Source organism: Bacillus sp. LLTC93 (genome assembly GCF_002993125.1).
Classification (GTDB): domain Bacteria; phylum Bacillota; class Bacilli; order Bacillales; family Bacillaceae; genus Bacillus; species Bacillus zhangzhouensis.
Genome location: NZ_PVME01000003.1, coordinates 529,317 through 549,786, shown reverse-complemented (window position 1 = coordinate 549,786; position 20,470 = coordinate 529,317). Strand labels below are relative to the sequence as shown.

Here is a 20,470-nt window from a genome sequence, read left to right as displayed (position 1 = left end):
ATCACAAAAAACGACCTCTTCTCATGACGAGGTCGTTCTTGCAAATCATCAACCTTTAAATCCTTTAAAGGTCTTACGGTGGTTCATTCGATAGAGCACAAAGAGAATGGAAGCAAATAAGAGCGGAGACGTCAGATAAAGAGGCAGCAACTTCATTAAGCCTAATATATTTAAAAAGAAACATAAGCCAATGGCAACAAGTCCAATGGTTGTGCTGCGCATGCAAATCCCTCCATTTTTTCGTTACTTTCACTATATGAAAGTGACAACCCTCTTATGTTTTGTGACAAAAATATGAACATATAGCATATCGGTTGTCATAAGTCGACAAAATTTGATATACTACAGATGTGAAATTAATCACATACAAACATTACCCCTTTGTTTGACCGTGAAAAATTTCTCCCATCCCCTTTGTTGTCGTTAAGACATAGTGAAACCGCGCTTATCCCGGCGCGGTTTCTTCGTGTTAAAAAACAGAACGAATGTTCCTATTAAAGGTAAAGAAAAAACATGGGTCAGCACCCATGTTCATTCTCACAGCGGTAGACATCAAGCTCTGAATGATTTTCATCTTCTTTATAGCGCCAAAACATTTCTTGATGTACTTGTACACGTTCTACCTTTTTGGCGAAAGCCAGCTTCTTCATTTCTCGTTCAACTTCTTCAAGCGTCAGGTCGTATACTACGGCAATCTCTTTTGCAGAGGCAAATTGAAAGTAAGCAATAAACCATTCAATCGGAGGCCGTTCTGAAGGTGTAGGTTTTTCACCAATCATTTCAAAGAGAATTTCCTCGTATATATCATAAGAGTATGCACCTGAAATCTTTAATCCTTCATCTCCGTTTACCGTATTAAAAAAGGCGAAGGTAGGAAGTTCAGATACGTCCATTTCAGCTGCAATTTTCATATCGCATTTTAGTGCTTTGACAGCACTTTGAGAATGGATGTCCCGCTGGAATTCCTCTATGTCCAGTCCAGCACTTTTTGCATTTTCCAGCAAGACATGTTCACTTGTGACATCCTGCTGATGGCAAAAAAGTGATTCTTGAATGAGACGTAAAAATTTCATTCCGCATTTTCTACCTTGAAGCTCAGCTGCTTTTAGTGCGAGCGAGGCGAGGTAGGGTGATGTTACAATTTGTTCAGACAGCATTTGTTCTTTTTTGGTCTGAGTTTTGGTAGCAAATTTCCCCCATGCTTCTGTCAGCAAATGCTTTTTTCTTTTCCGGTTCAATGCATTAATACTCGAACTTGTGACCGTTCGTAAAGTGAAGAAACGGCCATACTTCATCTTCAATTTTTTAATTGAAGGCTCCAATAACCAGCAGTCTGGGCTGAGAGGATCAATGAATACATAGATTTCAATCGGCTTTTGAGGATGTCCGTGACAGTGTGAGAAATATTGATCGTGCTGATTGCAGCTCAAGATCGTCCGTCCTTTTCAGGTGTTTGATTCACCATATGACGAGCCGTCAGAGAAAGCCGCTCAAATAAAAAGTCACGAATATCGCCGGTTAGTCCTACTTGATCCATTGCATCCTCCATGCATTCAAGCCATGCGTCAGCCCGCTCCTCAGTAATCGGAAAAGGGAGATGTCTCGCCCGCAGCATGGGGTGACCATGCTCCTCTGTATAAAGCGGGGGGCCGCCTAAATATTGAGTTAGAAACTGTTTTTGTTTTCTTGCTGTTTCTTTTAAGTCATCCGGGAAAATAGGATGAAGCAAGGGATGACACTTTACATTTTCATAAAAAGTATCAACAAGTTGCGATAGAAGTTCCTCTCCAACCGCTTCGTAAGGTGCGTTAAACGATTGTACCATGTTGACTACTCCTTTTACTCGTAGCTAATAGGATGACTCACCCTATTGCGAAGTTCATGTATTTCAAAAATGATATTCAGTCTGTTCTATTTTATTGTTTCTATTGTTGTATACTTATTTTAACAACCTCAACTCAATTCCACAAACAAACCGCTTTGGCCTATTGGAAATACAGAGAGAGGCGGGTTCCGTGATCAATTGACCATATCATAACACATTCGGTCAAAAAAGGGTGAAAAGCGACATACAAAAAACCGAAGAGGTTATTCTCTTCGGTTTAGGCATAATATTGTGCTGTGATTTTCTTTACATAATTTTGTGTCTCTTTAAATGGTGGAATGCCTCCATATTTATCTACATTTCCTGAGCCTGCGTTATAAGCAGCTAAAGCGAGTGAGACATTTCCATTATATTTCTGAAGCATTTGTTTTAAATACTTCGTTCCGCCTTCAATGTTTTGGGCCGCATCAAAGGCATTACTCACGCCAAGTGATTTAGCAGTAGACGGCATGAGCTGCATGAGCCCGAGCGCACCTGCATGACTGACAGCATTCGAGCGATAGCCGGATTCTTGCTTGATGACCGCGTGGATCAGCTTCTCTGGGACGCCATGCTTTTCAGCCATTTGTGACACGATCTGATTAATCTCTTTTGATGAACCGCTTGAGACCGCTTTTTGAAGCGGCGGCGTATAATTGTTGTTTAAGACGTTTCCAATGCCATTTGCCGTATTTAATTGAGCGTCATCAGCATATAAAGACTGAGATTGAAGCTGATCACTGCCGGCGATGGCAGATAGGTATGGATTCGTACGCGCATATTGTGTGTTCGGAGCCGTTGATGGATCCGTTCCCATAAAAGCAGAGATTGAGAGCGGGAGACGTGATAGTTCTGATCCGCCTAAAAAATCTTGCAACAGCGACTGGAATGAAGCTTGAGCACTCGATTCTTGGCCGGTCTGCATTTGCGATTGTCCGTTATCCGATTGTAACGTTTTGAGCGCTTGAAGCTGCATAAAGGATTGAAGTTGATTGACGTTCATCATGTTCCTCCTTCAAGGAATTCATCTATTTTGTGTTTTCATTTTCTCTTCATAAAAACGAACCACTTTGTTTTTCGTGTTTCGTGCTGGGATCTGAAATTGATGGAGCAGTGCGGAGAATGCGGCTTGTCCGATTTCTAAGTCACTCACTTCAAATTCAAGTTCATAGTCCTCTACTGTTAAATATCGGCTGTGATCCAAAACAATTAAGCCTTCTTCGATCATTTTTTCTGCTCTTGATGTTTCAAGCGAACCAAAATACACAATTTGATCCCTTTGAATGTTCAGGTGGTCTAACCGGTCCGCCACCTCACCTTCTGGCAGCTCAAAATCGTCAACGCGAGTAGGAGGAGCTATCGTTTGATGGGTTTCGAGCAAGCCTATCTCGTGTGGTTCTTTTAACGTGAGAACCCACTGACCGTCTTTTTCTCTCATTCTTAATGCAGCAAATTGAGATTTTATATCAAAGTGAGGTGTATCAAAGTAATAATTGGTTTGAGTGCGGAAATCCGCATCCTTCAATTGAAAATATTGTTTTAGCTGTTCAAATTCTTCTTTCATTAATAATTGCTTTAGTTCGATTTCAATTTCCTGTGCCATCTTGACATCAACCTTTCATTTAGAGGAAATATTCATATTGTACATGATGTGTGTTCTCTATGTAAAAGTCTATTTTTTTCTTTAATTAGTCCTTTAACAAGTACTAACATTTAAGCTGAATCATGTGAAATGATCATATAAAAGAAGAAAACGGTATTTTCGCAAAAAGTTCGGTTTATCAATATTGAACTTGATATGATAAAATAAAGCTGTACTTTGTTGTAAAGGAGATCATGATGCAAAACAGAATTGAAATCACAGAAGCAACTTTAAAAGAAGACAGGCTGATTTTGACGATCCAGTCAGAGGAGCAAATTCAAAAAGCAAAAGCATCAGGACAAATGCTTGTTGATTCTGATCACTTTGCGTTCGTTTACATACTCGAAACCGAGGAGTCTTTTATGTATCTTATTTTAGGGGAACATACATGGGCTCCAATAAAAGAAGCAATGAATCTTGACATCCCTGTCTATTTGGCGGCGGAAGAACAATCGTTAGAACTCATTCAACTTCATCAGGAATTAAACTATTTAATCGACAATATTAAAGACAATGCCAATTACGGAGATATGGAAGAGAAAGTGAAGAGCACATTCCTCTGAAATAATTAGGTATTTGGAATTGGGGGAAGTTTCATGGACAAAAAACAATGGGATCAATTCCTCGCACCGTATAAACAAGCAGTTGAAGAACTAAAAGTGAAACTAAAAGGCATTCGAAAGCTGTACGAATTTGAGGATGACCATTCACCAGTAGAATTTGTCACAGGCCGAGTGAAACCCGTTGCTAGCATATTAGAAAAGGCAAAGCGTAAAAACATCCCGATGCATGAGATTGAAACAATGCAGGATATTGCTGGGCTTCGCATTATGTGCCAGTTTGTAGAAGATATACAAGTTGTAAAAAAAATGCTCCAGTCACGAAAAGACTTTGTGGTTGTAGATAAACGCGACTATATTGCAGAACATAAAGAAAGCGGATACCGCTCGTACCACCTTGTTGTGTTATATCCGCTGCAAACAGTCAATGGAGAGAAGCAGCTCCTGGTCGAAATCCAAATTCGTACGCTTGCCATGAACTTTTGGGCGACCATCGAGCATTCTCTGAATTATAAATATAGCGGGAATATCCCGGAGAAGGTCAAGCAGCGCCTTCAAAGAGCTTCTGAGGCAGCATCTCTTCTTGATGATGAGATGTCTGAAATCAGAGGGGAAATTCAAGAAGCACAAGTGGCGTTTTCCCGGAAAAAGAAAAACGATAGCTGAGCCTAAGCTTGATCAAATATGATGCTGCCCTCTCATAGCAGCAAGGTGAAAAAGGAGAAGAATTCATGAAATTTGCAGTTTCTTCGAAAGGGAATTCTGTATCTGACACACTCAAAAATAAAATTCAGACCTACTTATTGGATTTTGGAATGGAATTAAATGAAGAGGAACCGGATCTTGTCATTACTGTTGGAGGAGACGGAACCCTTTTATATGCTTTTCACCGCTATAGCAACCGCTTAAATGAAACAGCTTTTGTCGGTGTTCATACAGGTCATCTTGGTTTTTATGCTGATTGGGTGCCAAGTGAAATCGAAAAGCTTGTCCTAGCGATTGCCAAAACGCCTTATCATATTGTGGAATATCCTATTCTTGAAGTCATCGTTAGATATAACGACGGCGGCCGGGAAGAGAAATATTTAGCAATGAATGAATGTACGATTAAAAGTATGGAAGGCACGCTTGTGGCAGATGTTGAAATTAGGGGTCAGCTTTTTGAAACTTTCAGAGGTGACGGTCTTTGTTTGTCTACGCCATCTGGCAGTACGGCCTATAATAAAGCACTTGGGGGCGCCATTATCCACCCTTCCATTAGAGCCATTCAACTGGCAGAAATGGCCTCAATCAACAATAGAGTATTCCGAACGGTCGGTTCACCGCTGATTTTGCCAGACCATCATACTTGTGTGATCAAACCAATTAATGATGTTGATTTTCAGGTAACAATTGATCATTTGTCGCTGCTTCATAAAGATGTTAAATCTATTCAATGTCGAGTGGCAGACGAGAATGTTCGTTTTGCCCGATTTAGACCATTTCCATTTTGGAAAAGGGTGCAAGATTCCTTTATCGGAAAAGGAGAATAAGAAAGAGGTCGTTCTCGCTGGAATACTTTACGCTAACCAAAACCATGACAGCCAAAGAAAAGGGGCTGCCCTTAAAGGACTATTTAATTGATCTTGGTATTTCGAAAAGAATGCTGACTGATATTAAATTTGATGGCGGTGATCTGTTGATTAATGGAGAGCATGTCACCGTGAGATATGAGCTGCACGAGGGAGACAGGCTCACCATTTTATTTCCTGAGGAAAAAGTGAGTGAAGGGCTCAAACCAGCTCCGATTCCGCTGGATATAATATTTGAGGATGAGCATGTGCTTGTGCTGAATAAGAAGCCATATATCCCATCTATTCCTTCTAGAGAGCACCCTGAGCATAGTATTGCGAATGGTCTGCTTTACCATTATGCTGAGCAGTCTGTTCGGCTGACGGTTCATTTGGTGAGCCGTCTTGATCGTGATACATCTGGTGTGATGCTTGTCGCCAAACATCGCTTTGCACACAGCCTTTTATCAAAAGCGCAAAAAAAAGGGGAAGTCAAGCGAACATACAGAGCTTTTACACAGGGCATAATTGCACAAAAGCATGGAACCATTCGTGCAAAAATTGCCCGAAAAGGGGATAGTATCATTGAACGCATGGTCGATGAGGATGGTCAAGAGGCAGTGACGCATTATACAGTGCGACAGGTAGACGCTGATTTGAACATGTCGGATGTGTCTCTTGTACTTGAAACTGGAAGAACACATCAAATTCGTGTGCATATGCAATATCTTGGTCATCCGCTCATCGGTGATACGCTGTATGGCGGAACGAGCGAGAGAATGGATCGGCAGGCGCTGCATAGTGAAACCCTTGTCTTTCCTCATCCGATGACAGGTGAGCAAATGACATTTTCGGCTCCATTGCCAGCTGACATGAAGGCATTGCTTCTTTAAAGAATGAAAACCCGGTCACCTGCAAAGCAGGGCCGGGTTTTTTATGATGTGAAATGTTGGAATCTAGAATCATCATATGGCATAGATGAAGGGACAGAGACAGTTACAAGCTCAGGATATTTAAGAGCTGACAGCTGATTGCCAAAAACGCAGCCTGTATCAATATTGACTGTTCTGCCAACAAATCGAGGTTCTTTCACTGGTGTATGACCGTAAACAATCCATGGTTTCCCTTCATATTCCTTTGCCCAGTCCTTCCGCACAGGTCGTCCATCCGGCCAAATCTCTCCTGTGACAGCACCGAATAATAGATAAGATCGCATCTGTTTATTTGGCTTCTTTCCAATATCCTTTTCCTTCATCGCTGCGTGTGCAATGATCAGCTCATCTGGAATCAGCACATCATAAAGCGGAGCCTTCTCAAATAACTGTTTAAATTCATATGATAATTTGTTTTTTTCATGAAGCGGCAGTTTTTTTATTTCGTTCACTGTTGTTTCAATGCCATGCAGTAATTTAACGGGATTTCCTTTTAAATAGCGATAAAGCTTAAAGCAATGGTTTCCAGGTACGTAACGGATCGCTCCATGCGAATAGGCATGTATGACAAATTGCATCACGTCTACTGATTGAGGCCCTCGATCTGTTAAATCACCGACAAGTGCTAGTGTTCTCTTATCAGGATGGACGGGTAATCCATGTTTGAGTTCGTATCCTAGTTTGTATATGAGGGTAAGCAGCTCTTCGTAGCAGCCATGGATATCACCAATGATATCGAATTTCATAAGGTTTCCTCCTGATCTTTCTCATCAATTCATCGGGTATAAAGAAGTTTGAATTTTAGAAAATATAACGAATGGCTTTCATTTCATTTAGGCAATTGTTAGAATCAATGCTTTAACGTAAGACTTAAAAAATTAAATATGAATGTTAGGAGGCTTTAGCCAATGGAGCATACATCTGTTTCATCACTCGTTGTCGTTATTATCGTAGCCTTTTTCACCCCCATTTTATTGCACCGATTTAAGCTGACCATTCCGGTCGTTGTCGCTGAAATTATCATGGGGCTCATCATTGGAAAAAGCGGGTTTCAACTAGTTGTCGAACATGACGCATGGCTAGATACGTTATCCATGCTTGGTTTTATTTTTCTGATGTTTTTAAGTGGACTTGAAATAGATTTTTCTTCTTTTGAATCAAAGAAGAAAGCAAGAGAACTTCCAAATGGTCTAAAAGAACCGAATACGTTTAAAGCAGCCACCATTATTTTTCTTGGGGTATTTTGTATTTCCTTTATCCTGTCCTATGCGTTTGTACTCGCAGGGTTTATCGAAAATGCCTTTTTAATGACGCTCATCATTTCCACCATCTCATTAGGTGTAGTGGTTCCAACCTTAAAAGAGGAAAAGTTGATGCAGACGAATATTGGTCAAATCATTCTGCTTGTGGCCGTTATTGCTGATTTGGTGACGCTGATTTTACTTGCTGTGTTTTCCTCCATTTATGGCGATGGAACAGGGAACATGTGGCTGCTGTTATTATTATTTGCAGCGGGCATTCTTCTTTATTTATTTGGCCGAGTATTTAAGACAAAATCCATTTTTCAGTCCATGTCAAAAGGAACGGTGCAAATTGGGACAAGGGCAATCTTTACTCTCATTATAGTCTTAGTTGCCTTATCTGAATCACTCGGTGCTGAAAATATTCTTGGGGCGTTTTTAGCAGGCGTGCTCGTGTCCCTCCTTTCGCCAAATAAAGAGCTTGTCCAGCAGCTCGACTCATTTGGTTACGGATTTTTAATCCCGATCTTTTTTGTGATGGTCGGTGTGGACCTGAATATATGGGCACTGTTCAAGGACCCAACCATTATGATCATGATTCCGCTATTGTTTATTGCATTACTGCTTAGTAAGCTAATTCCCATTCTTTATTTGAAAAAATGGTATGACATGAAAAAAGTCATCGGCTCCGGCTTTTTATTAACATCGACGTTATCACTTGTCATTGCAGCTGCGACGATTGGGGAGCGGCTTGGTGTCATTGATCATAAAATGTCAGGCGCATTGATTTTAGTCGCTGTGTTGACGAGTATTTTAACGCCTGTTTGGTTTAAAGCGCTGTTTAAAAAAGAACAAGAAACGAATCAAAAAAAGCGTGTGACCTTTATTGGGGCAAACCAGCTGACTTTACCCGTAACACTTGATTTGCATCAGGATGAATATGACATCCGTATTTTGCATGTGTTTCAAGAAAATAAAGAAGCACAGCTTGCTGCCGATTCGATCTTTGAAGTTGAAGCGATTGAGCAATACGACGATGAGACGCTGAGAAAGGCAGGCATCGGCCAGGAGGATGTTCTAGTCGTAGCAACAGGCAGTGAGACAAAAAATAAGGAAATTGCTTTATTTGCAAAAGAAGAAGGGGCGAAACAAGTCATTGCAAGTGTTAACAAAGCGGAAGCAGAGCTGACGCTGAAGGAAGCGGGCATTGATACTTTTTCTAATTTCCTATCATCTAAAACGGTGCTAAGAGCGTTAATTGAAGCGCCTGATGCGATTCGATTGTTAACAAATGAGGATTCTTCTTTGTATCAAATTCAAATGAACAATCATCGGTATCACAATGTCATGCTGCGGGAATTCCCTTTTACCGGCGATTTGGTGTTTGTCCGTATTTTTAGAGGGATAGACAGCTTAGTACCGCACGGAGATACGGCGCTCAGAAGCGGAGACCGCGTGCTTGTGTCAGGTTCCCGGGAATATGTGGCAGGACTTAGAGCCCAATTAGAGTTGCAATGAACCCTTGACCAATGAACAATTCCTGATTAAGATAGAGGTACAACATCATATGTTTGATCCACTAGGGGAGTCCTTTAAAAGGGCTGAGATAAAAGTGTCGACTTTTAGACCCTCATTACCTGAACAGGTTCATACCTGCGTAGGGAAGTGGTGCGGTTTTTGACTATGCTTTTTACAAATTCCAAGCCACTTTCCACGCGGAAAGTGGCTTTTTTATATGAAGAAACAGGAGGAGAGAGGAACATGACATTTTCAAAGGAATGTAAAGAGGCAGCAGCAACATGGTGGAATGGAAGCTTTACGCATCCTTTTGTGAAAGGAATTGGAGATGGCACACTTTCACTCGATCGGTTCACCTATTACGTGATGCAGGATTCGTATTATTTAACTCATTTCGCAAAGATGCAAGCATATGGAGCTGCCATTAGTGAGGACTTACATACGACGGGCAGAATGGCGTATCATGCGCAGGGCACGTATGAAGCAGAGCTATCCCTGCATAGAAAGTTCACAGAGCTTCTTCAGATCTCTGACGAAGCACTCGACAGCTTTAAGCCTTCACCCACTGCTTATGCGTATACCTCACATATGTACAGGTCTGTGAAAAGCGGACGATTTGAAGAAATTTTAGCCACGTTATTGCCGTGCTACTGGCTATATTATGAGGTGGGGGAAAAGCTGAAACAAACGACACCTGACCATTCGATTTACCAAGAATGGATTTTGACATATGGAGGGGATTGGTTTAAAGAGCTTGTCTTTGAACAGGTCAACCGCTTTGATGAACTCGCGGAAAAAGCACCAGAACATGTACGGGCCAATATGAAAGAAAATTTTGTGATTTCAAGCTATTACGAATACCATTTCTGGGAGATGGCGTATAAAAAGGAAACGTGGCAAACAGCATGCTTAGATGGAGTTGGTGCAAATGGAACTCCACGCAGTGACAAATGATTCGTTTCCTGTTAATGAGCTGATCAAGCAAATAAAAGCCATTGAATCTGAAGTGGACTTTATTCATATCCGGGAACGGTCTAAAACAGCAAGTGAGCTTGTTGATCTCGTGAAACAACTCCGTTCAGAAGGTGTACCGAAAGAGAAACTCGTCATCAATGACCGAGTAGACGTCGCGCTGCTCACCAATATTCACCGGGTACATCTCCCAGGCCACAGCTTTTCGCCAAAGGAGCTGCGACAAAAATTTCCTCACCTTCATGCGGGTGTGTCTGTTCATTCGATAGAAGAGGCCAAAGCGGCCGAGGAAAACGGTGCAGAGTATGTCATGTTTGGGCACGTATATAACACCTCATGTAAACCAGGACTTAAGGCGAGAGGCGTAAAGCTTGTGGAAGAACTGACTTCTGCGCTGTCCATTCCGGTGGTGGTCATTGGCGGGGTGACGCCTGATCGAATCCCAGAATTGCTGCACGTGAATGTGAAAGGGATTGCTGTCATGTCAGGAATTTTCACTCACCATCAGCCGCGCATCAAGGCCCAAGCATTTTCTAAAAAGCTAAAGGAGAATCCTTATGAAAAAGCATTATGACGTTGCAATCATTGGCGGTGGAATCATAGGGATGTCCATTGCGTATCACGTCGCAAAAGCAGGAAAGCAGACTCTTTTACTTGAGGCGAATGAGATAGGGAAGCAAACGACGAGTGCGGCTGCTGGGATGCTCGGTGCACATGCTGAAGGAGAGGGTCATGAGGATATTTTCTTTCAGGTAGGCAGAGCAAGCCAGGCATTATATGAAAAATTAAAAGTTGATCTTCAGCATGAATCAGGCATTGATATTCGAAAATCAGCGGGCGGTATTATGAAGGTAGCCTTTACAGAAGAAGAAAAACGTACACTTTGCCGGATGCAGCATTTGTCTACGTTTCAGTGGCTTGAGGCAAGTTGTGTGAAAAAACGTATGCCGCAAATCGCAAATGACATCATGGGAGCAGGTTTAATTGAAGAGGATGTTCATGTTGAGCCTTATGCGGTATGCAGGGCATTGTGGCAGGCAGCTGTTCGGTACGGGGCAGATGTGAAGGAGTTTACACCTGTGATCGAAGTCATGCGGGACAAAGAAGCAATCACTGTCAGAACAGCTAATGGCACATTCACATGTGATGACCTTACGATAGCAAGTGGTGTATGGTCTGGCCGCTTTTTTGAAGAGCTAGGGTTATCTTATTCTCTTTATCCAGTAAAAGGAGAATGTGTGTCTGTATGGAATAGCGGCCCAGCGCTCGCACACACCATTTACCATGATCATTGTTATATCGTTCAAAGAGATAGCGGAAAGCTCGTAATTGGTGCAACGATGAAGCCAAATGATTGGCAGGCTGTTCCGACACTTGGCGGCATTGAAGCTGTGATTCAAAAAGCGTCTCAGCTCATGCCTTCTATAAAGGAGATGCAGATTGATCAATGCTGGGCAGGACTTCGCCCGGCGACAAGCGACCGGCATCCTTATATCGGAAGACACCCGGAAGATGAGCGTATTCTTTTTGCAACGGGACATTATCGGAATGGCATTTTACTTGCGCCAATTACTGGAGAAATCATTCGCGACCTGATATTAGGCAAGCCTGTCCAAGAGGAATGGCTTCATGCGTTTCGCATTGGCCGAAAGGAGGCACTGTTTATATGAAAATTCAATTGAATGGCAGAGTTGTTGATTTCGATAAAGAGAATGGAACGATCTATGATCTGCTATCAGCCTATCAGCTTGAAAATCGTGTAGTGATCGTCGAAAAGAACCAAGAAATTATTGATAAAGAAGCGTTTCAACAAGTAGAAATTCAACCAAATGACACGATCGAAATCGTTCACTTTGTAGGAGGAGGATGACAAAATGCTACACATTGGCGGAAAAACATTCACATCAAGACTATTACTTGGTACAGGAAAGTATCCATCATTTGAGGTTCAAAAAGAAGCAGTGAACGTATCAGAAGCTGAAATTTTGACCTTTGCTGTGCGAAGAATGAACATTTTTGAAGCATCTCAACCGAATTTTTTAGAGCAGCTTGATTTATCAAAATATACATTACTTCCAAATACAGCAGGCGCAAGTACAGCGGAAGAAGCGGTGCGCATTGCCCGTTTAGCGAAGGCTTCGGGGCTGTGTGACATGATCAAGGTAGAAGTGATTGGCTGTTCAAGATCCCTTCTACCTGATCCAGTCGAAACGCTAAAAGCATCTGAAATGCTATTGGAAGAAGGTTTTATCGTGCTGCCGTATACATCAGATGATGTGGTACTGGCAAGAAAATTAGAAGAACTCGGTGTCCACGCCATCATGCCAGGGGCCTCTCCAATCGGTTCAGGTCAAGGCTTACTAAACCCTCTGAATCTCTCATTTATTATCGAGCAGGCGAAGGTGCCGGTCATTATTGATGCGGGTGTAGGCTCTCCTAAGGATGCTGCTTATGCGATGGAACTAGGGGCTGACGCTGTATTACTCAATACCGCCGTGTCTGGTGCAAAGGACCCTGTGAAAATGGCCAAAGCGATGAAGCTGGCCATTGAATCAGGAAGATTAGGTTTTGAGGCAGGACGTATTCCGCTGAAAAACTATGGTACAGCCAGCAGTCCGCAGGAAGGGATGCCAGCGTTTTGAGCACACGTTATTCACGTCAAGAGCTTTTTTCGCCGATCGGAACAGATGGGCAAAAGCAGTTAAACGCCTCAAAGGCTGTCATTATTGGAGCGGGAGCACTTGGAACAGCCAGTGCTGAAATGCTTGTTCGTGCTGGCGTGGGATCTGTCACCATTTTGGATAGAGATTATATTGAATGGAGCAACCTTCAGCGTCAGCAGCTTTACACAGAGCAAGATGTGCAAGACCGGCTACCAAAGGCTGTGGCGGCTGAAAAAAGACTAAAGCAGGTGAACAGTGAAGTCTGCGTAAGAGGAATCGTCATTGATGTGACCGCTCAAAATATTGATGAACTTGTCAGCGGGGCTTCGATCATCGTGGATGCAGCTGATAATTTTGAGGTGCGAATGATCGCAAATGATGCAGCCATCAAACATCAAATTCCTTTCTTTTATGGAGCCTGTGTAGCCAGCTATGGCATTCAATTCACTGTCATTCCGGGAGAGACGCCGTGTTTACACTGCTTGCTTGAGCATTTACCTGCACAAGGCATGACATGTGATACAGCAGGTATTATTAGTCCGGTTGTGCAGCAGGTGGCGGCATATCAAGTGGCAGATGCTCTTAAATGTTTAACAGGACATCAAGTGACTCCGATATTAAGATCCTTTGATTTATGGACAAATGAACGGTCTGACATTCGGTCCGTCTCGTCTTTAAAGAAGGAGCAATGTCCAAGCTGTGGATTGAAGACATATCCATTTCTCTCATATGACCAGAGAGCGAAGGCAGACGTACTTTGTGGCCGCAATACGGTGCAAATCCGCAGTGCAGCAGGGACGCCACCGCCTTTACATGAAGTGGCCCTTCGGCTAAAGAAAGCAGGGATGGATGTGCTTGAAAATCCGTATTTGCTTTCTTGTCAAAAGGACGAGTTCAAGCTCGTCTTATTCAAAGATGGCAGGGCACTTGTACACGGTACAAGTGATATTGCCAAAGCGAGAACCATTTATCATCAATGGATTGGCTAATGAGAGGGTGTGATGAAATGACGATTAAAAAGGCATTAACCATCGCGGGTTCGGATTCTGGCGGCGGAGCAGGAATTCAAGCAGATTTGAAAACCTTCCAGGAGCTCGGTGTGTATGGAATGTCTGCGATCACAGCGATTACAGCGCAAAACACACTTGGCGTTCATGGTATATTTCCGCTTTCTATCGAGGCGTTAATAAGTCAAATAGATGCAGTGGCAGAAGACTTACTGCCAGATGCCGTCAAAACAGGGATGCTGTGGAGTGCTGAAATGATCAAAACGGTTGCTGAAAAAACGGTTCAGTATCAGCTGAAGCTGATTGTAGATCCAGTCATGATTGCAAAAGGTGGGGCTTCTTTATTAAATGAGGATGCTGTCTCTGCAATGAAAACACACTTACTGCCAGTCAGCTATGCAGTAACGCCCAATCTTCCTGAGGCAGAAGTGCTGACAGGCATACGCATTCAAACAAAAGAGGATCGCTACCTAGCAGCAGAACGTCTTTATGAGCTCGGCGCGAAATACGTAGTGATCAAAGGCGGACACGGTCCATTTGACGGCCTGATCACAGACCTGTTGTATGATGGAAAAGGCTTTATTGAAGTCACAAATGAACATATTGATACACCACATACACATGGCACAGGCTGTACTTTTGCAGCGGCATTAACAGCAGAAATAGCCAAAGGATGTTCCATGAAGGAAGCCTTTGAAACTGCGGAAACTTTTGTCCATGAAGCGATTAAATATCCTTTGCATATTGGCGCTGGTCACGGGCCTACCAACCATTTTGCTTATCAGCAAAACAGGATCAAAGGATAAAAATTGGACCGTCTTCACTTGCGAGGGCGGTCTCATCGTGTAGACAAACCCTCGCATTCTTTCTCAGTCCTGCGTGCTGGTGCTCACGGATGTCAAAATTCGCTCCGCGCCAGTACTCATCTTTCCTAGACTTCAAGGGCTTTCTATCACGCTGAAAAGAAGACATAGGGCTAAAAAGAAACTTTCTTCGAGCGAAAATTGTCATTATCTCATGATCTATGATAATATTATGATCAGGTACTAATACTATGTCTTGAAAAAATGGGAGGCTTTAATACATATGAACTTTTCTTTAGAAGGCCGTAATATCGTGGTCATGGGTGTTGCCAATAAACGAAGCATCGCTTGGGGAATTGCTCGTTCACTACACGAAGCAGGAGCTCGTTTGATTTTTACTTATGTTGGAGACCGTCTTGCTGAATCTGTGAAAGAGCTTGCAAGCACACTTGAGCGTGATGATTCAATTATTCTTCCTTGTGACGTGACAAGTGATGAAGAAATCGAAAAATGCTTTGCTACAATTAAAGAAAAAGTACAAGTCATTCATGGTGTTGCACATGCTATTGCGTTTGCAAACAAGGAAGAGCTTGTCGGTGAATATTTGAACACGAACCGTGAAGGGTTCCTTTTGGCGCACAACATTAGCGCATACTCATTAACAGCAGTAGCAAAAGCTGCACGTCCATTGATGACAGAGGGCGGAAGCATTGTGACGCTTACATACCTAGGCGGAGAGCGTGTTGTATCTAACTACAATGTAATGGGTGTAGCGAAAGCAGCACTTGAAGCAAGTGTGAAATATTTAGCAGCTGATCTAGGAGCAGAAGGTATCCGCGTGAACAGTATTTCTGCTGGCCCAATTCGTACTCTATCTGCAAAAGGCATCAGCGGCTTTAATACGATCCTGAAGGATATTGAAGAGCGTGCACCGCTTCGCCGTACAACGACTCCTGAAGAAGTTGGCGATACAGCATTATTCTTATTCAGTGATCTATCTCGCGGCATGACAGGTGAGAATCTGCATGTTGATTCTGGCTTCCATATCATTGCCCGCTAAACGAATAAATGACTTGCAGCATACCAATGACTGGTATGCTGTTTTTTATTTTTCTTCTGATTCGAAGCATCCTTTCATATATATAAGGAATGAATCATTCGGGAGGGATTAGTATGTCAAATAAAGGTGATGAGAATCAAAAGCCGCTTATGTATATTGTTCAGCCGAGCTATGATGAATCAAAGCCGGCCATGCAAGATATTGTGAGAAAGCGAAAGAAGTCAGAAAAACCGCCAGAAAACAAAAAAAGCACTAAAGACACGATCGAAGAAAGTGCGCAGGAACCTGTATCACAGGAAGTAGAGCAGAAAAAAGAAGCAGAGCCGCCTGCACTTCAGGAAGAACAAAAGGTCACACAAGAGGCAGAGCTTATACAAGAACGAGAGCCTCTGAAAGAAGAGGAAAAGCAGCCAGAAGGCGTATTTCATGAAACAAAACAAGAACCAAGAAGAAAACGAGTGAAAAAGCCTTTAAGTCAAATGAGCATTGACGAGAAGGTCGACTTTCTCACAAGTCTGCCTCATAATATGCCAAGAGCACTTTGCCTGATTGAAGCCGATGGTAAAACATATAGAGGGATTATAATGGATAGGAAGGAAAATACGGTGATCATTCGTACAGCAGGTGGCGGAAATCCAGTTGAATTAGCGATTGAAGAGATCACTTCCATTCATCCGCTTGGCTTTTAAAGTATATGAAAAAAAAGTCCCATTTAGGGACTTTTTTTGTTAGCAGCTACGGTTGATGAGTCGTGGATTTAAGCACTCGATTGCGCAGAAGCAGTCAAGATCCACTTCGATGCAATACTTCGATTTTTCTAATCGGAACACATCACATACGGAATCTTTATCTGTAAAATCTAAAATATGACGGTCTTTGTCAAATGCAATAAGCAAGCTGAGTGTTGCGCAGTGATCAGAGATGTGTTCGACTCTGAAAAATGCAGTGCTGAAGCAAGGTCCTGCATCTACTTCTCCGACGTTTCCGAATGCGACAAATGGTTTTGATTTGGATGTAAATAGAACAAACGGGACAGTGTCACCTAATGAATGTGATGGAGAAAGAAGATTGCTGTAACAGCTAGTCGGGCATTCTTCTTCGACGGCATTTTGTAAGTCGTTAATGTTTTCAACAGCCTCTGCTACACAGTTCCATGAATGTTTGCGGCTCATATTCAACCCTCCTATACAAGGAATTTTGTTTGAGTATTTGAGCACTGTCATCATCTACAAGCGATATGTTGTGTTGCGCCTGTTGAAGCCTTTTGGTTCAATCAATGCGGAAGCGGCAGCTCTTTTGCTGACTCCTCCGCATGATTGGTTGTCATTCGTAAGGAAGGGGATGCTTTGACTCATGACAAGTTAGGTCAACGGACGATTTGTTTAGCCGTGGTGATGATGTTTTTTATCTTTCGTTGGCATGACTCTGTCTACAAGTTCTGGGTTTAAACATTGGATCGCGCAGAAGCAGTTCAAATCAACCTCAATACAAAAGTCCGTTTTTTCTAGACCAAAGAAGTCAGGGTCACAAGGGTGACACACGCTCAGCGTATGTCCGTGTACATCAACAGGTCTTAATACTGATAACGTAGCACAGCAGTCGTGTAATTTTTCAACCCGGAAGAAGATGGATTCGAAGCATTGGCAATCGTCAACAAATCCTCCAATGTTTCCGAAAGTAGAAAACAATCCGCCCTTTTTATCAAAAAGTAAAAACGGAATTGTATCTTTTCCAGAAACTGTCGGGCTTAATAAATTACTGTAGCAGCTCGTAGGACATTTATCTTCTACAGCTTCCTGCTCTGCTAAAATCTTATCAACCGCATCGCATACACAGTTTTCATCATGTCGGCCATGGTGTTTTCCGCAGCTCATGGATTTCAGCTCCTTTAACAAGGTATTTGACTTTAGTCCTTAACAACATATGTATGCGCCCTCTAGTTGGTGTGGGTAAATGACTATTTATATTTGTTGTATTTTTGATAAAAAGAAAAGCAGAGCTGTTCGCTCTGCTTTTGTACATTAGAGGATACCAATTGCAACGATTGTCGCAACAAGTGTTTGTGTAAGTGTTTGGATTGCGATTGAGATGTCCGCATCGATTGTAGATACTGTAACGTTTCTTGAATTTTCGATGACGAGTTTTTGACGGTTTGTTTGTTTGTGAGTAGCGGCTTGTAAGAGATCTTGAGTAACGCGGTCAGCCAAATCACCATCAGCGATTGAGATGTTTGTAATTGTGATAATTGCTGTTTGAACAGCTACTTGGATAGATGCTGCGACTTGTGCGTCAACAGAAGATACGTTAATGTCACAGGAGTCTCTGACGATAATGACTTCCTCAGATGTCTGCTTTGTTACACTCACTTGATCAAAGTCTTGTAAGACATCTTCATCATCATAATAGTGACCGTCACAAACAGCTTTTCTTTCGTAGTTGTAATCGCCGTGGTGTGTACAGTTACGATCTAGAGCGACCCAAGAGTATGGTTTAGAATCCATTTCTATTCCTCCTTCCGTTTACTTTATTAAATGCTGGAATGAATGGTTTTGTCTCGGGCATTTACCCTAGCAGGCAACCCATTTTTATTTAATCGTTATTTTGCTGCGCTTGACGGCGCTGTTGAATACGATCTCGAAGCGAATTTCGTTTTGGGCGAACTTGTGGATCAGGTTCGACGTCTTCAACATGTTTTACTGCTTCAGCCTGCCTTTTTTTCTCCTGCTGCTGTTCTACGAAATCATTCGCCTTCTTTTGTAGGTCCTCAACTAATTTCAGAATCATTCTTCTCTGATCATCTGAGATATTTGCTTTCTGATCATCGGTGATATTGTTTTTGTTTAAAATATCACTCACAAGAAGACTTGTTAATGGGTCAACATCTGTATTGATTTGAAATTCCTTTTTTTCGTTCTCTTCAGCCACGATTATTTCACCTCTTTCATACGTAATGTTAGAAAAAGAAAGGGTCAAAGAATGCCGGCTTCAACTAAGAGTACATTCAGTGTTTGAGTGAGAATTTGTACAGAGTTTAGAATGGATGCATCAGATAATGTAATCGTGACGTTATAACAATTGATGATTTGAATCACAGTTTTCTTTTGGACTGTCACTTGTTGTGTGGATAAAAGCTGCTCTGTGATGTCTTTAGCCAATTCATCGTCTGGTACAAGAATTTGAATTAAAAGAGTAATGATTGTCGTTACGGTCGCTTGAAGGGAGAGTGCAGCTGTTACATCTGTTTTATGAATCGTGACATTTTCGGAATCCTTGATTTCGATGAAATCATCATAATTGCTGATTAATTCGTTTAACAGTTGTGTGTATAATAAATCAGCACTTTCTTCAATAGACAATACTTTCACTCCTTTCTTATCTATACATTATTTAATGCAGCAGGGCCTCGAGGTGGAATCAGAAAGCATGAAAAAGTACAACCCAATTTTATTTCCACTCGATTCATCATGGTGGTCTTTCTTTTTGCATATATAAAGAAAGGACGGAAAAAGAAGGAGGTGGAGGTTCCTGAGCGGTACTTTGTCATTTGCTATATTTGCCCTCGCATCCTTTAGATTGACGAGGTTAATTGTGTTTGATACCATTACGGCCCCTTTCCGCCGTCTATTTCATGAAGAACAGGAAGAGGTCAACGAACAAGGTGAAGTCGAGACATATATCATCATTAAAGGAAAAGGGCTGCGGTCTTGGGTAGGTGAGCTGTTAAGCTGTTATTGGTGTACTGGCATATGGTGCACTGCTGCTTTACTTGTGATTTACATACTTTTTCCTGTCATCAGCATGTGGCTAAATTTACTATTAGCGATTGCCGCAGCAGCAGGCATGATTGAAGCAGTCGTGTCGAGGCTTGTGAAATAAACAGGCATTCTGATCAGACACGCTTTAAAAAAATGCATATACTAACATGGAATAGGAAAGGAAGGGTTGCGATGAAACCAACTGAAACGCCGTCACATATGCTTCAAGGTTATCCAGCGCAGTCAAATCAACAATCTGTTTATACGAAGAAAATCAAGAAGACTGGCTGCGGCTGTGGAAAGAAAAAGAAGCATCAATAAAGGAAAAACAAAAGCCGGAATTATCCGGTTTTTTTGTTGCCCTTTTTTTGAGTGATGCATATGTAAGAGAGAAGGGGTGACCAGAATGGATGCATTCGAACAATTAATCGGCTCTTTGTTCACTAAACCCCATGATGGGAAAGAACAAGCGCACGAAAAGGCTGAAATGGATCTAGCGGATAAAGCGAATGATCTTGAGGAGCACTTAAAAGCTTTTGGCGTGAAGATGGATGCTTTTGCGAAAGAAACAGAAGCATTCATGATACGTCATGGAGAGGCAGATTACGTCTTTAAACAGCAGAAATAAAATTTCCGCACTTTTTTATGTGATCGTCCAAACCATTTCTTTCATTTTTCATACTTTGTAAGGGAGAAGAGGAGGTGCTTAAATATGAGTTGTTACGGTTACGGTGGCGGTTCTTGCGGAGGTTATGGCGGCGGCTACGGCGGCGGTTATGGTTCAACATTCGTTCTTGTTGTCGTGTTGTTCATCCTTCTAATCATCGTTGGTGCTTCTTTCTTTAACTAAACAGTAAGAAGGTGAGGGAAGCAATGGGGGAGCCTTTTGCTTTCCTTTCTCTT

General features: G+C 42.1%; 29 protein-coding genes and 1 riboswitch. Of the genes, 18 read left to right on the top strand and 11 right to left on the bottom strand.

Features of this window, described 5'->3' with window-relative positions:
- Positions 1-48: 48 nt before the first annotated feature.
- The 5 genes from C6W18_RS20090 to C6W18_RS12370 form a co-directional block, all read right to left on the bottom strand.
- The gene (locus C6W18_RS20090; RefSeq protein ID WP_034322881.1) at positions 49-222 is read right to left on the bottom strand and encodes a hypothetical protein; all 174 of its coding nucleotides are present in this window, start codon (positions 220-222) and stop codon (positions 49-51) included.
- A gap of 296 nt (positions 223-518) precedes the next feature.
- Positions 519-1,430: a ClpXP adapter SpxH family protein gene (locus C6W18_RS12385; protein ID WP_034322878.1), complete on the bottom strand. Its 912-nt coding sequence runs from the start codon at positions 1,428-1,430 to the stop codon at positions 519-521.
- Positions 1,427-1,825 (bottom strand): globin domain-containing protein, encoded by a 399-nt coding sequence (locus C6W18_RS12380; protein ID WP_008355333.1) that lies wholly within the window; start codon positions 1,823-1,825, stop codon positions 1,427-1,429. The genes C6W18_RS12385 and C6W18_RS12380 overlap by 4 nt, the downstream gene beginning before the upstream one ends.
- 277 nt (positions 1,826-2,102) lie before the next feature.
- Positions 2,103-2,867, bottom strand: a complete 765-nt coding sequence (locus tag C6W18_RS12375) for a lytic transglycosylase domain-containing protein (RefSeq protein ID WP_105927743.1) — start codon at positions 2,865-2,867, stop codon at positions 2,103-2,105.
- 21 nt (positions 2,868-2,888) lie between these two features.
- On the bottom strand, positions 2,889-3,467 hold the full coding sequence (locus C6W18_RS12370) for a CYTH domain-containing protein (RefSeq protein WP_105927742.1): 579 nt from the start codon (positions 3,465-3,467) through the stop codon (positions 2,889-2,891).
- A 236-nt stretch (positions 3,468-3,703) separates the two neighbouring features.
- On the opposite strand from C6W18_RS12370, the gene C6W18_RS12365 reads away from it, so the two are divergent.
- The 4 genes from C6W18_RS12365 to C6W18_RS12350 all read left to right on the top strand — a co-directional run bounded on the left by C6W18_RS12365 (position 3,704) and on the right by C6W18_RS12350 (position 6,509).
- Entirely contained in the window at positions 3,704-4,069 is a 366-nt protein-coding gene (locus tag C6W18_RS12365; protein ID WP_105927741.1) for a UPF0738 family protein, read from the top strand.
- Positions 4,070-4,102: 33 nt separating this feature from the next.
- Positions 4,103-4,732, top strand: a complete 630-nt coding sequence (gene yjbM, locus C6W18_RS12360) for a GTP diphosphokinase (RefSeq protein WP_034322868.1) — start codon at positions 4,103-4,105, stop codon at positions 4,730-4,732.
- 65 nt (positions 4,733-4,797) lie between these two features.
- Entirely contained in the window at positions 4,798-5,598 is an 801-nt protein-coding gene (locus tag C6W18_RS12355; RefSeq protein WP_008355343.1) for an NAD kinase, read from the top strand.
- 44 nt (positions 5,599-5,642) lie between these two features.
- Positions 5,643-6,509, top strand: a complete 867-nt coding sequence (locus C6W18_RS12350; RefSeq protein ID WP_105927740.1) for an RluA family pseudouridine synthase — start codon at positions 5,643-5,645, stop codon at positions 6,507-6,509.
- 41 nt (positions 6,510-6,550) lie between these two features.
- Here the strand turns inward: C6W18_RS12350 and prpE are convergent, their stop codons facing one another.
- Positions 6,551-7,294 (bottom strand): bis(5'-nucleosyl)-tetraphosphatase PrpE, encoded by a 744-nt coding sequence (gene prpE / locus C6W18_RS12345; protein WP_105927739.1) that lies wholly within the window; start codon positions 7,292-7,294, stop codon positions 6,551-6,553.
- Positions 7,295-7,456: 162 nt separating this feature from the next.
- Here prpE and C6W18_RS12340 point away from each other — a divergent pair, with 162 nt between their 5' ends.
- From C6W18_RS12340 to C6W18_RS12290, 10 genes are all read left to right on the top strand, one after another.
- Positions 7,457-9,307, top strand: coding sequence for a monovalent cation:proton antiporter family protein (locus tag C6W18_RS12340; protein WP_105927738.1), 1,851 nt, complete (start codon positions 7,457-7,459; stop codon positions 9,305-9,307).
- A 53-nt stretch (positions 9,308-9,360) separates the two neighbouring features.
- A riboswitch (TPP riboswitch) is annotated at positions 9,361-9,470 on the top strand.
- Positions 9,471-9,550: 80 nt separating this feature from the next.
- On the top strand, positions 9,551-10,261 hold the full coding sequence (tenA, locus tag C6W18_RS12335) for a thiaminase II (RefSeq protein WP_105927903.1): 711 nt from the start codon (positions 9,551-9,553) through the stop codon (positions 10,259-10,261).
- On the top strand, positions 10,236-10,853 hold the full coding sequence (tenI, locus tag C6W18_RS12330) for a thiazole tautomerase TenI (protein ID WP_105927737.1): 618 nt from the start codon (positions 10,236-10,238) through the stop codon (positions 10,851-10,853). Before tenA ends, tenI begins: the two co-directional genes overlap by 26 nt.
- Positions 10,837-11,949 carry a glycine oxidase ThiO gene (gene thiO, locus C6W18_RS12325; RefSeq protein WP_105927736.1) on the top strand — a complete coding sequence of 371 codons (1,113 nt, stop codon included), beginning with the start codon at positions 10,837-10,839 and terminating at the stop codon, positions 11,947-11,949. The genes tenI and thiO overlap by 17 nt, the downstream gene beginning before the upstream one ends.
- Positions 11,946-12,149 carry a sulfur carrier protein ThiS gene (gene thiS, locus C6W18_RS12320; RefSeq protein WP_034322851.1) on the top strand — a complete coding sequence of 68 codons (204 nt, stop codon included), beginning with the start codon at positions 11,946-11,948 and terminating at the stop codon, positions 12,147-12,149. Before thiO ends, thiS begins: the two co-directional genes overlap by 4 nt.
- A 4-nt stretch (positions 12,150-12,153) precedes the next feature.
- Positions 12,154-12,921, top strand: a complete 768-nt coding sequence (locus C6W18_RS12315; RefSeq protein ID WP_034322849.1) for a thiazole synthase — start codon at positions 12,154-12,156, stop codon at positions 12,919-12,921.
- Positions 12,918-13,931, top strand: coding sequence for a thiazole biosynthesis adenylyltransferase ThiF (locus C6W18_RS12310; protein WP_105927735.1), 1,014 nt, complete (start codon positions 12,918-12,920; stop codon positions 13,929-13,931). Before C6W18_RS12315 ends, C6W18_RS12310 begins: the two co-directional genes overlap by 4 nt.
- 17 nt (positions 13,932-13,948) lie before the next feature.
- Complete coding sequence (gene thiD / locus C6W18_RS12305) at positions 13,949-14,755, top strand: bifunctional hydroxymethylpyrimidine kinase/phosphomethylpyrimidine kinase (RefSeq protein WP_105927734.1); 807 nt, start codon at positions 13,949-13,951, stop codon at positions 14,753-14,755.
- 280 nt (positions 14,756-15,035) lie between these two features.
- The gene (fabI, locus tag C6W18_RS12295; protein ID WP_003211867.1) at positions 15,036-15,812 is read left to right on the top strand and encodes an enoyl-ACP reductase FabI; all 777 of its coding nucleotides are present in this window, start codon (positions 15,036-15,038) and stop codon (positions 15,810-15,812) included.
- 113 nt (positions 15,813-15,925) lie between these two features.
- Positions 15,926-16,501: a CotO family spore coat protein gene (locus C6W18_RS12290; RefSeq protein WP_105927733.1), complete on the top strand. Its 576-nt coding sequence runs from the start codon at positions 15,926-15,928 to the stop codon at positions 16,499-16,501.
- A gap of 39 nt (positions 16,502-16,540) precedes the next feature.
- Here the strand turns inward: C6W18_RS12290 and C6W18_RS12285 are convergent, their stop codons facing one another.
- The 5 genes from C6W18_RS12285 to C6W18_RS12265 form a co-directional block, all read right to left on the bottom strand.
- Positions 16,541-16,984, bottom strand: coding sequence for a CotY/CotZ family spore coat protein (locus tag C6W18_RS12285; RefSeq protein ID WP_034325107.1), 444 nt, complete (start codon positions 16,982-16,984; stop codon positions 16,541-16,543).
- 210 nt (positions 16,985-17,194) lie between these two features.
- Positions 17,195-17,686 carry a CotY/CotZ family spore coat protein gene (locus C6W18_RS12280; RefSeq protein ID WP_017367028.1) on the bottom strand — a complete coding sequence of 164 codons (492 nt, stop codon included), beginning with the start codon at positions 17,684-17,686 and terminating at the stop codon, positions 17,195-17,197.
- Between the two features lie 147 nt (positions 17,687-17,833).
- Positions 17,834-18,313, bottom strand: a complete 480-nt coding sequence (locus C6W18_RS12275) for a spore coat protein (protein ID WP_105927732.1) — start codon at positions 18,311-18,313, stop codon at positions 17,834-17,836.
- Positions 18,314-18,401: 88 nt separating this feature from the next.
- The gene (locus tag C6W18_RS12270; RefSeq protein ID WP_105927731.1) at positions 18,402-18,737 is read right to left on the bottom strand and encodes a spore coat protein; all 336 of its coding nucleotides are present in this window, start codon (positions 18,735-18,737) and stop codon (positions 18,402-18,404) included.
- A gap of 44 nt (positions 18,738-18,781) precedes the next feature.
- Positions 18,782-19,177 carry a spore coat protein gene (locus C6W18_RS12265; protein WP_223251697.1) on the bottom strand — a complete coding sequence of 132 codons (396 nt, stop codon included), beginning with the start codon at positions 19,175-19,177 and terminating at the stop codon, positions 18,782-18,784.
- A 160-nt stretch (positions 19,178-19,337) separates the two neighbouring features.
- On the opposite strand from C6W18_RS12265, the gene C6W18_RS12260 reads away from it, so the two are divergent.
- The 4 genes from C6W18_RS12260 to C6W18_RS12250 all read left to right on the top strand — a co-directional run bounded on the left by C6W18_RS12260 (position 19,338) and on the right by C6W18_RS12250 (position 20,417).
- Positions 19,338-19,688, top strand: coding sequence for a DUF1360 domain-containing protein (locus C6W18_RS12260; protein ID WP_034325103.1), 351 nt, complete (start codon positions 19,338-19,340; stop codon positions 19,686-19,688).
- A 71-nt stretch (positions 19,689-19,759) separates the two neighbouring features.
- Complete coding sequence (locus C6W18_RS20480; RefSeq protein WP_262982644.1) at positions 19,760-19,888, top strand: hypothetical protein; 129 nt, start codon at positions 19,760-19,762, stop codon at positions 19,886-19,888.
- Positions 19,889-19,973: 85 nt separating this feature from the next.
- Positions 19,974-20,195 (top strand): hypothetical protein, encoded by a 222-nt coding sequence (locus C6W18_RS12255; protein WP_060699623.1) that lies wholly within the window; start codon positions 19,974-19,976, stop codon positions 20,193-20,195.
- 84 nt (positions 20,196-20,279) lie between these two features.
- Positions 20,280-20,417: a YjcZ family sporulation protein gene (locus C6W18_RS12250; RefSeq protein ID WP_003212017.1), complete on the top strand. Its 138-nt coding sequence runs from the start codon at positions 20,280-20,282 to the stop codon at positions 20,415-20,417.
- Positions 20,418-20,470 lie beyond the last annotated feature (53 nt).

Coding starts and splice junctions, on each gene's coding strand:
- C6W18_RS20090 (WP_034322881.1), bottom strand. CDS start 222: ATGCGCAGCACAACCATTGGACTTGTTGCCATTGGCTTATGTTTCTTT.
- C6W18_RS12380 (WP_008355333.1), bottom strand. CDS start 1,825: ATGGTACAATCGTTTAACGCACCTTACGAAGCGGTTGGAGAGGAACTT.
- C6W18_RS12375 (WP_105927743.1), bottom strand. CDS start 2,867: ATGAACGTCAATCAACTTCAATCCTTTATGCAGCTTCAAGCGCTCAAA.
- C6W18_RS12370 (WP_105927742.1), bottom strand. CDS start 3,467: ATGGCACAGGAAATTGAAATCGAACTAAAGCAATTATTAATGAAAGAA.
- C6W18_RS12365 (WP_105927741.1), top strand. CDS start 3,704: ATGCAAAACAGAATTGAAATCACAGAAGCAACTTTAAAAGAAGACAGG.
- yjbM (WP_034322868.1), top strand. CDS start 4,103: ATGGACAAAAAACAATGGGATCAATTCCTCGCACCGTATAAACAAGCA.
- C6W18_RS12355 (WP_008355343.1), top strand. CDS start 4,798: ATGAAATTTGCAGTTTCTTCGAAAGGGAATTCTGTATCTGACACACTC.
- C6W18_RS12350 (WP_105927740.1), top strand. CDS start 5,643: ATGACAGCCAAAGAAAAGGGGCTGCCCTTAAAGGACTATTTAATTGAT.
- prpE (WP_105927739.1), bottom strand. CDS start 7,294: ATGAAATTCGATATCATTGGTGATATCCATGGCTGCTACGAAGAGCTG.
- C6W18_RS12340 (WP_105927738.1), top strand. CDS start 7,457: ATGGAGCATACATCTGTTTCATCACTCGTTGTCGTTATTATCGTAGCC.
- tenA (WP_105927903.1), top strand. CDS start 9,551: ATGACATTTTCAAAGGAATGTAAAGAGGCAGCAGCAACATGGTGGAAT.
- tenI (WP_105927737.1), top strand. CDS start 10,236: ATGGAACTCCACGCAGTGACAAATGATTCGTTTCCTGTTAATGAGCTG.
- thiO (WP_105927736.1), top strand. CDS start 10,837: ATGAAAAAGCATTATGACGTTGCAATCATTGGCGGTGGAATCATAGGG.
- thiS (WP_034322851.1), top strand. CDS start 11,946: ATGAAAATTCAATTGAATGGCAGAGTTGTTGATTTCGATAAAGAGAAT.
- C6W18_RS12315 (WP_034322849.1), top strand. CDS start 12,154: ATGCTACACATTGGCGGAAAAACATTCACATCAAGACTATTACTTGGT.
- thiD (WP_105927734.1), top strand. CDS start 13,949: ATGACGATTAAAAAGGCATTAACCATCGCGGGTTCGGATTCTGGCGGC.
- fabI (WP_003211867.1), top strand. CDS start 15,036: ATGAACTTTTCTTTAGAAGGCCGTAATATCGTGGTCATGGGTGTTGCC.
- C6W18_RS12290 (WP_105927733.1), top strand. CDS start 15,926: ATGTCAAATAAAGGTGATGAGAATCAAAAGCCGCTTATGTATATTGTT.
- C6W18_RS12285 (WP_034325107.1), bottom strand. CDS start 16,984: ATGAGCCGCAAACATTCATGGAACTGTGTAGCAGAGGCTGTTGAAAAC.
- C6W18_RS12280 (WP_017367028.1), bottom strand. CDS start 17,686: ATGAGCTGCGGAAAACACCATGGCCGACATGATGAAAACTGTGTATGC.
- C6W18_RS12275 (WP_105927732.1), bottom strand. CDS start 18,313: ATGGATTCTAAACCATACTCTTGGGTCGCTCTAGATCGTAACTGTACA.
- C6W18_RS20480 (WP_262982644.1), top strand. CDS start 19,760: ATGAAACCAACTGAAACGCCGTCACATATGCTTCAAGGTTATCCAGCG.
- C6W18_RS12255 (WP_060699623.1), top strand. CDS start 19,974: ATGGATGCATTCGAACAATTAATCGGCTCTTTGTTCACTAAACCCCAT.
- C6W18_RS12250 (WP_003212017.1), top strand. CDS start 20,280: ATGAGTTGTTACGGTTACGGTGGCGGTTCTTGCGGAGGTTATGGCGGC.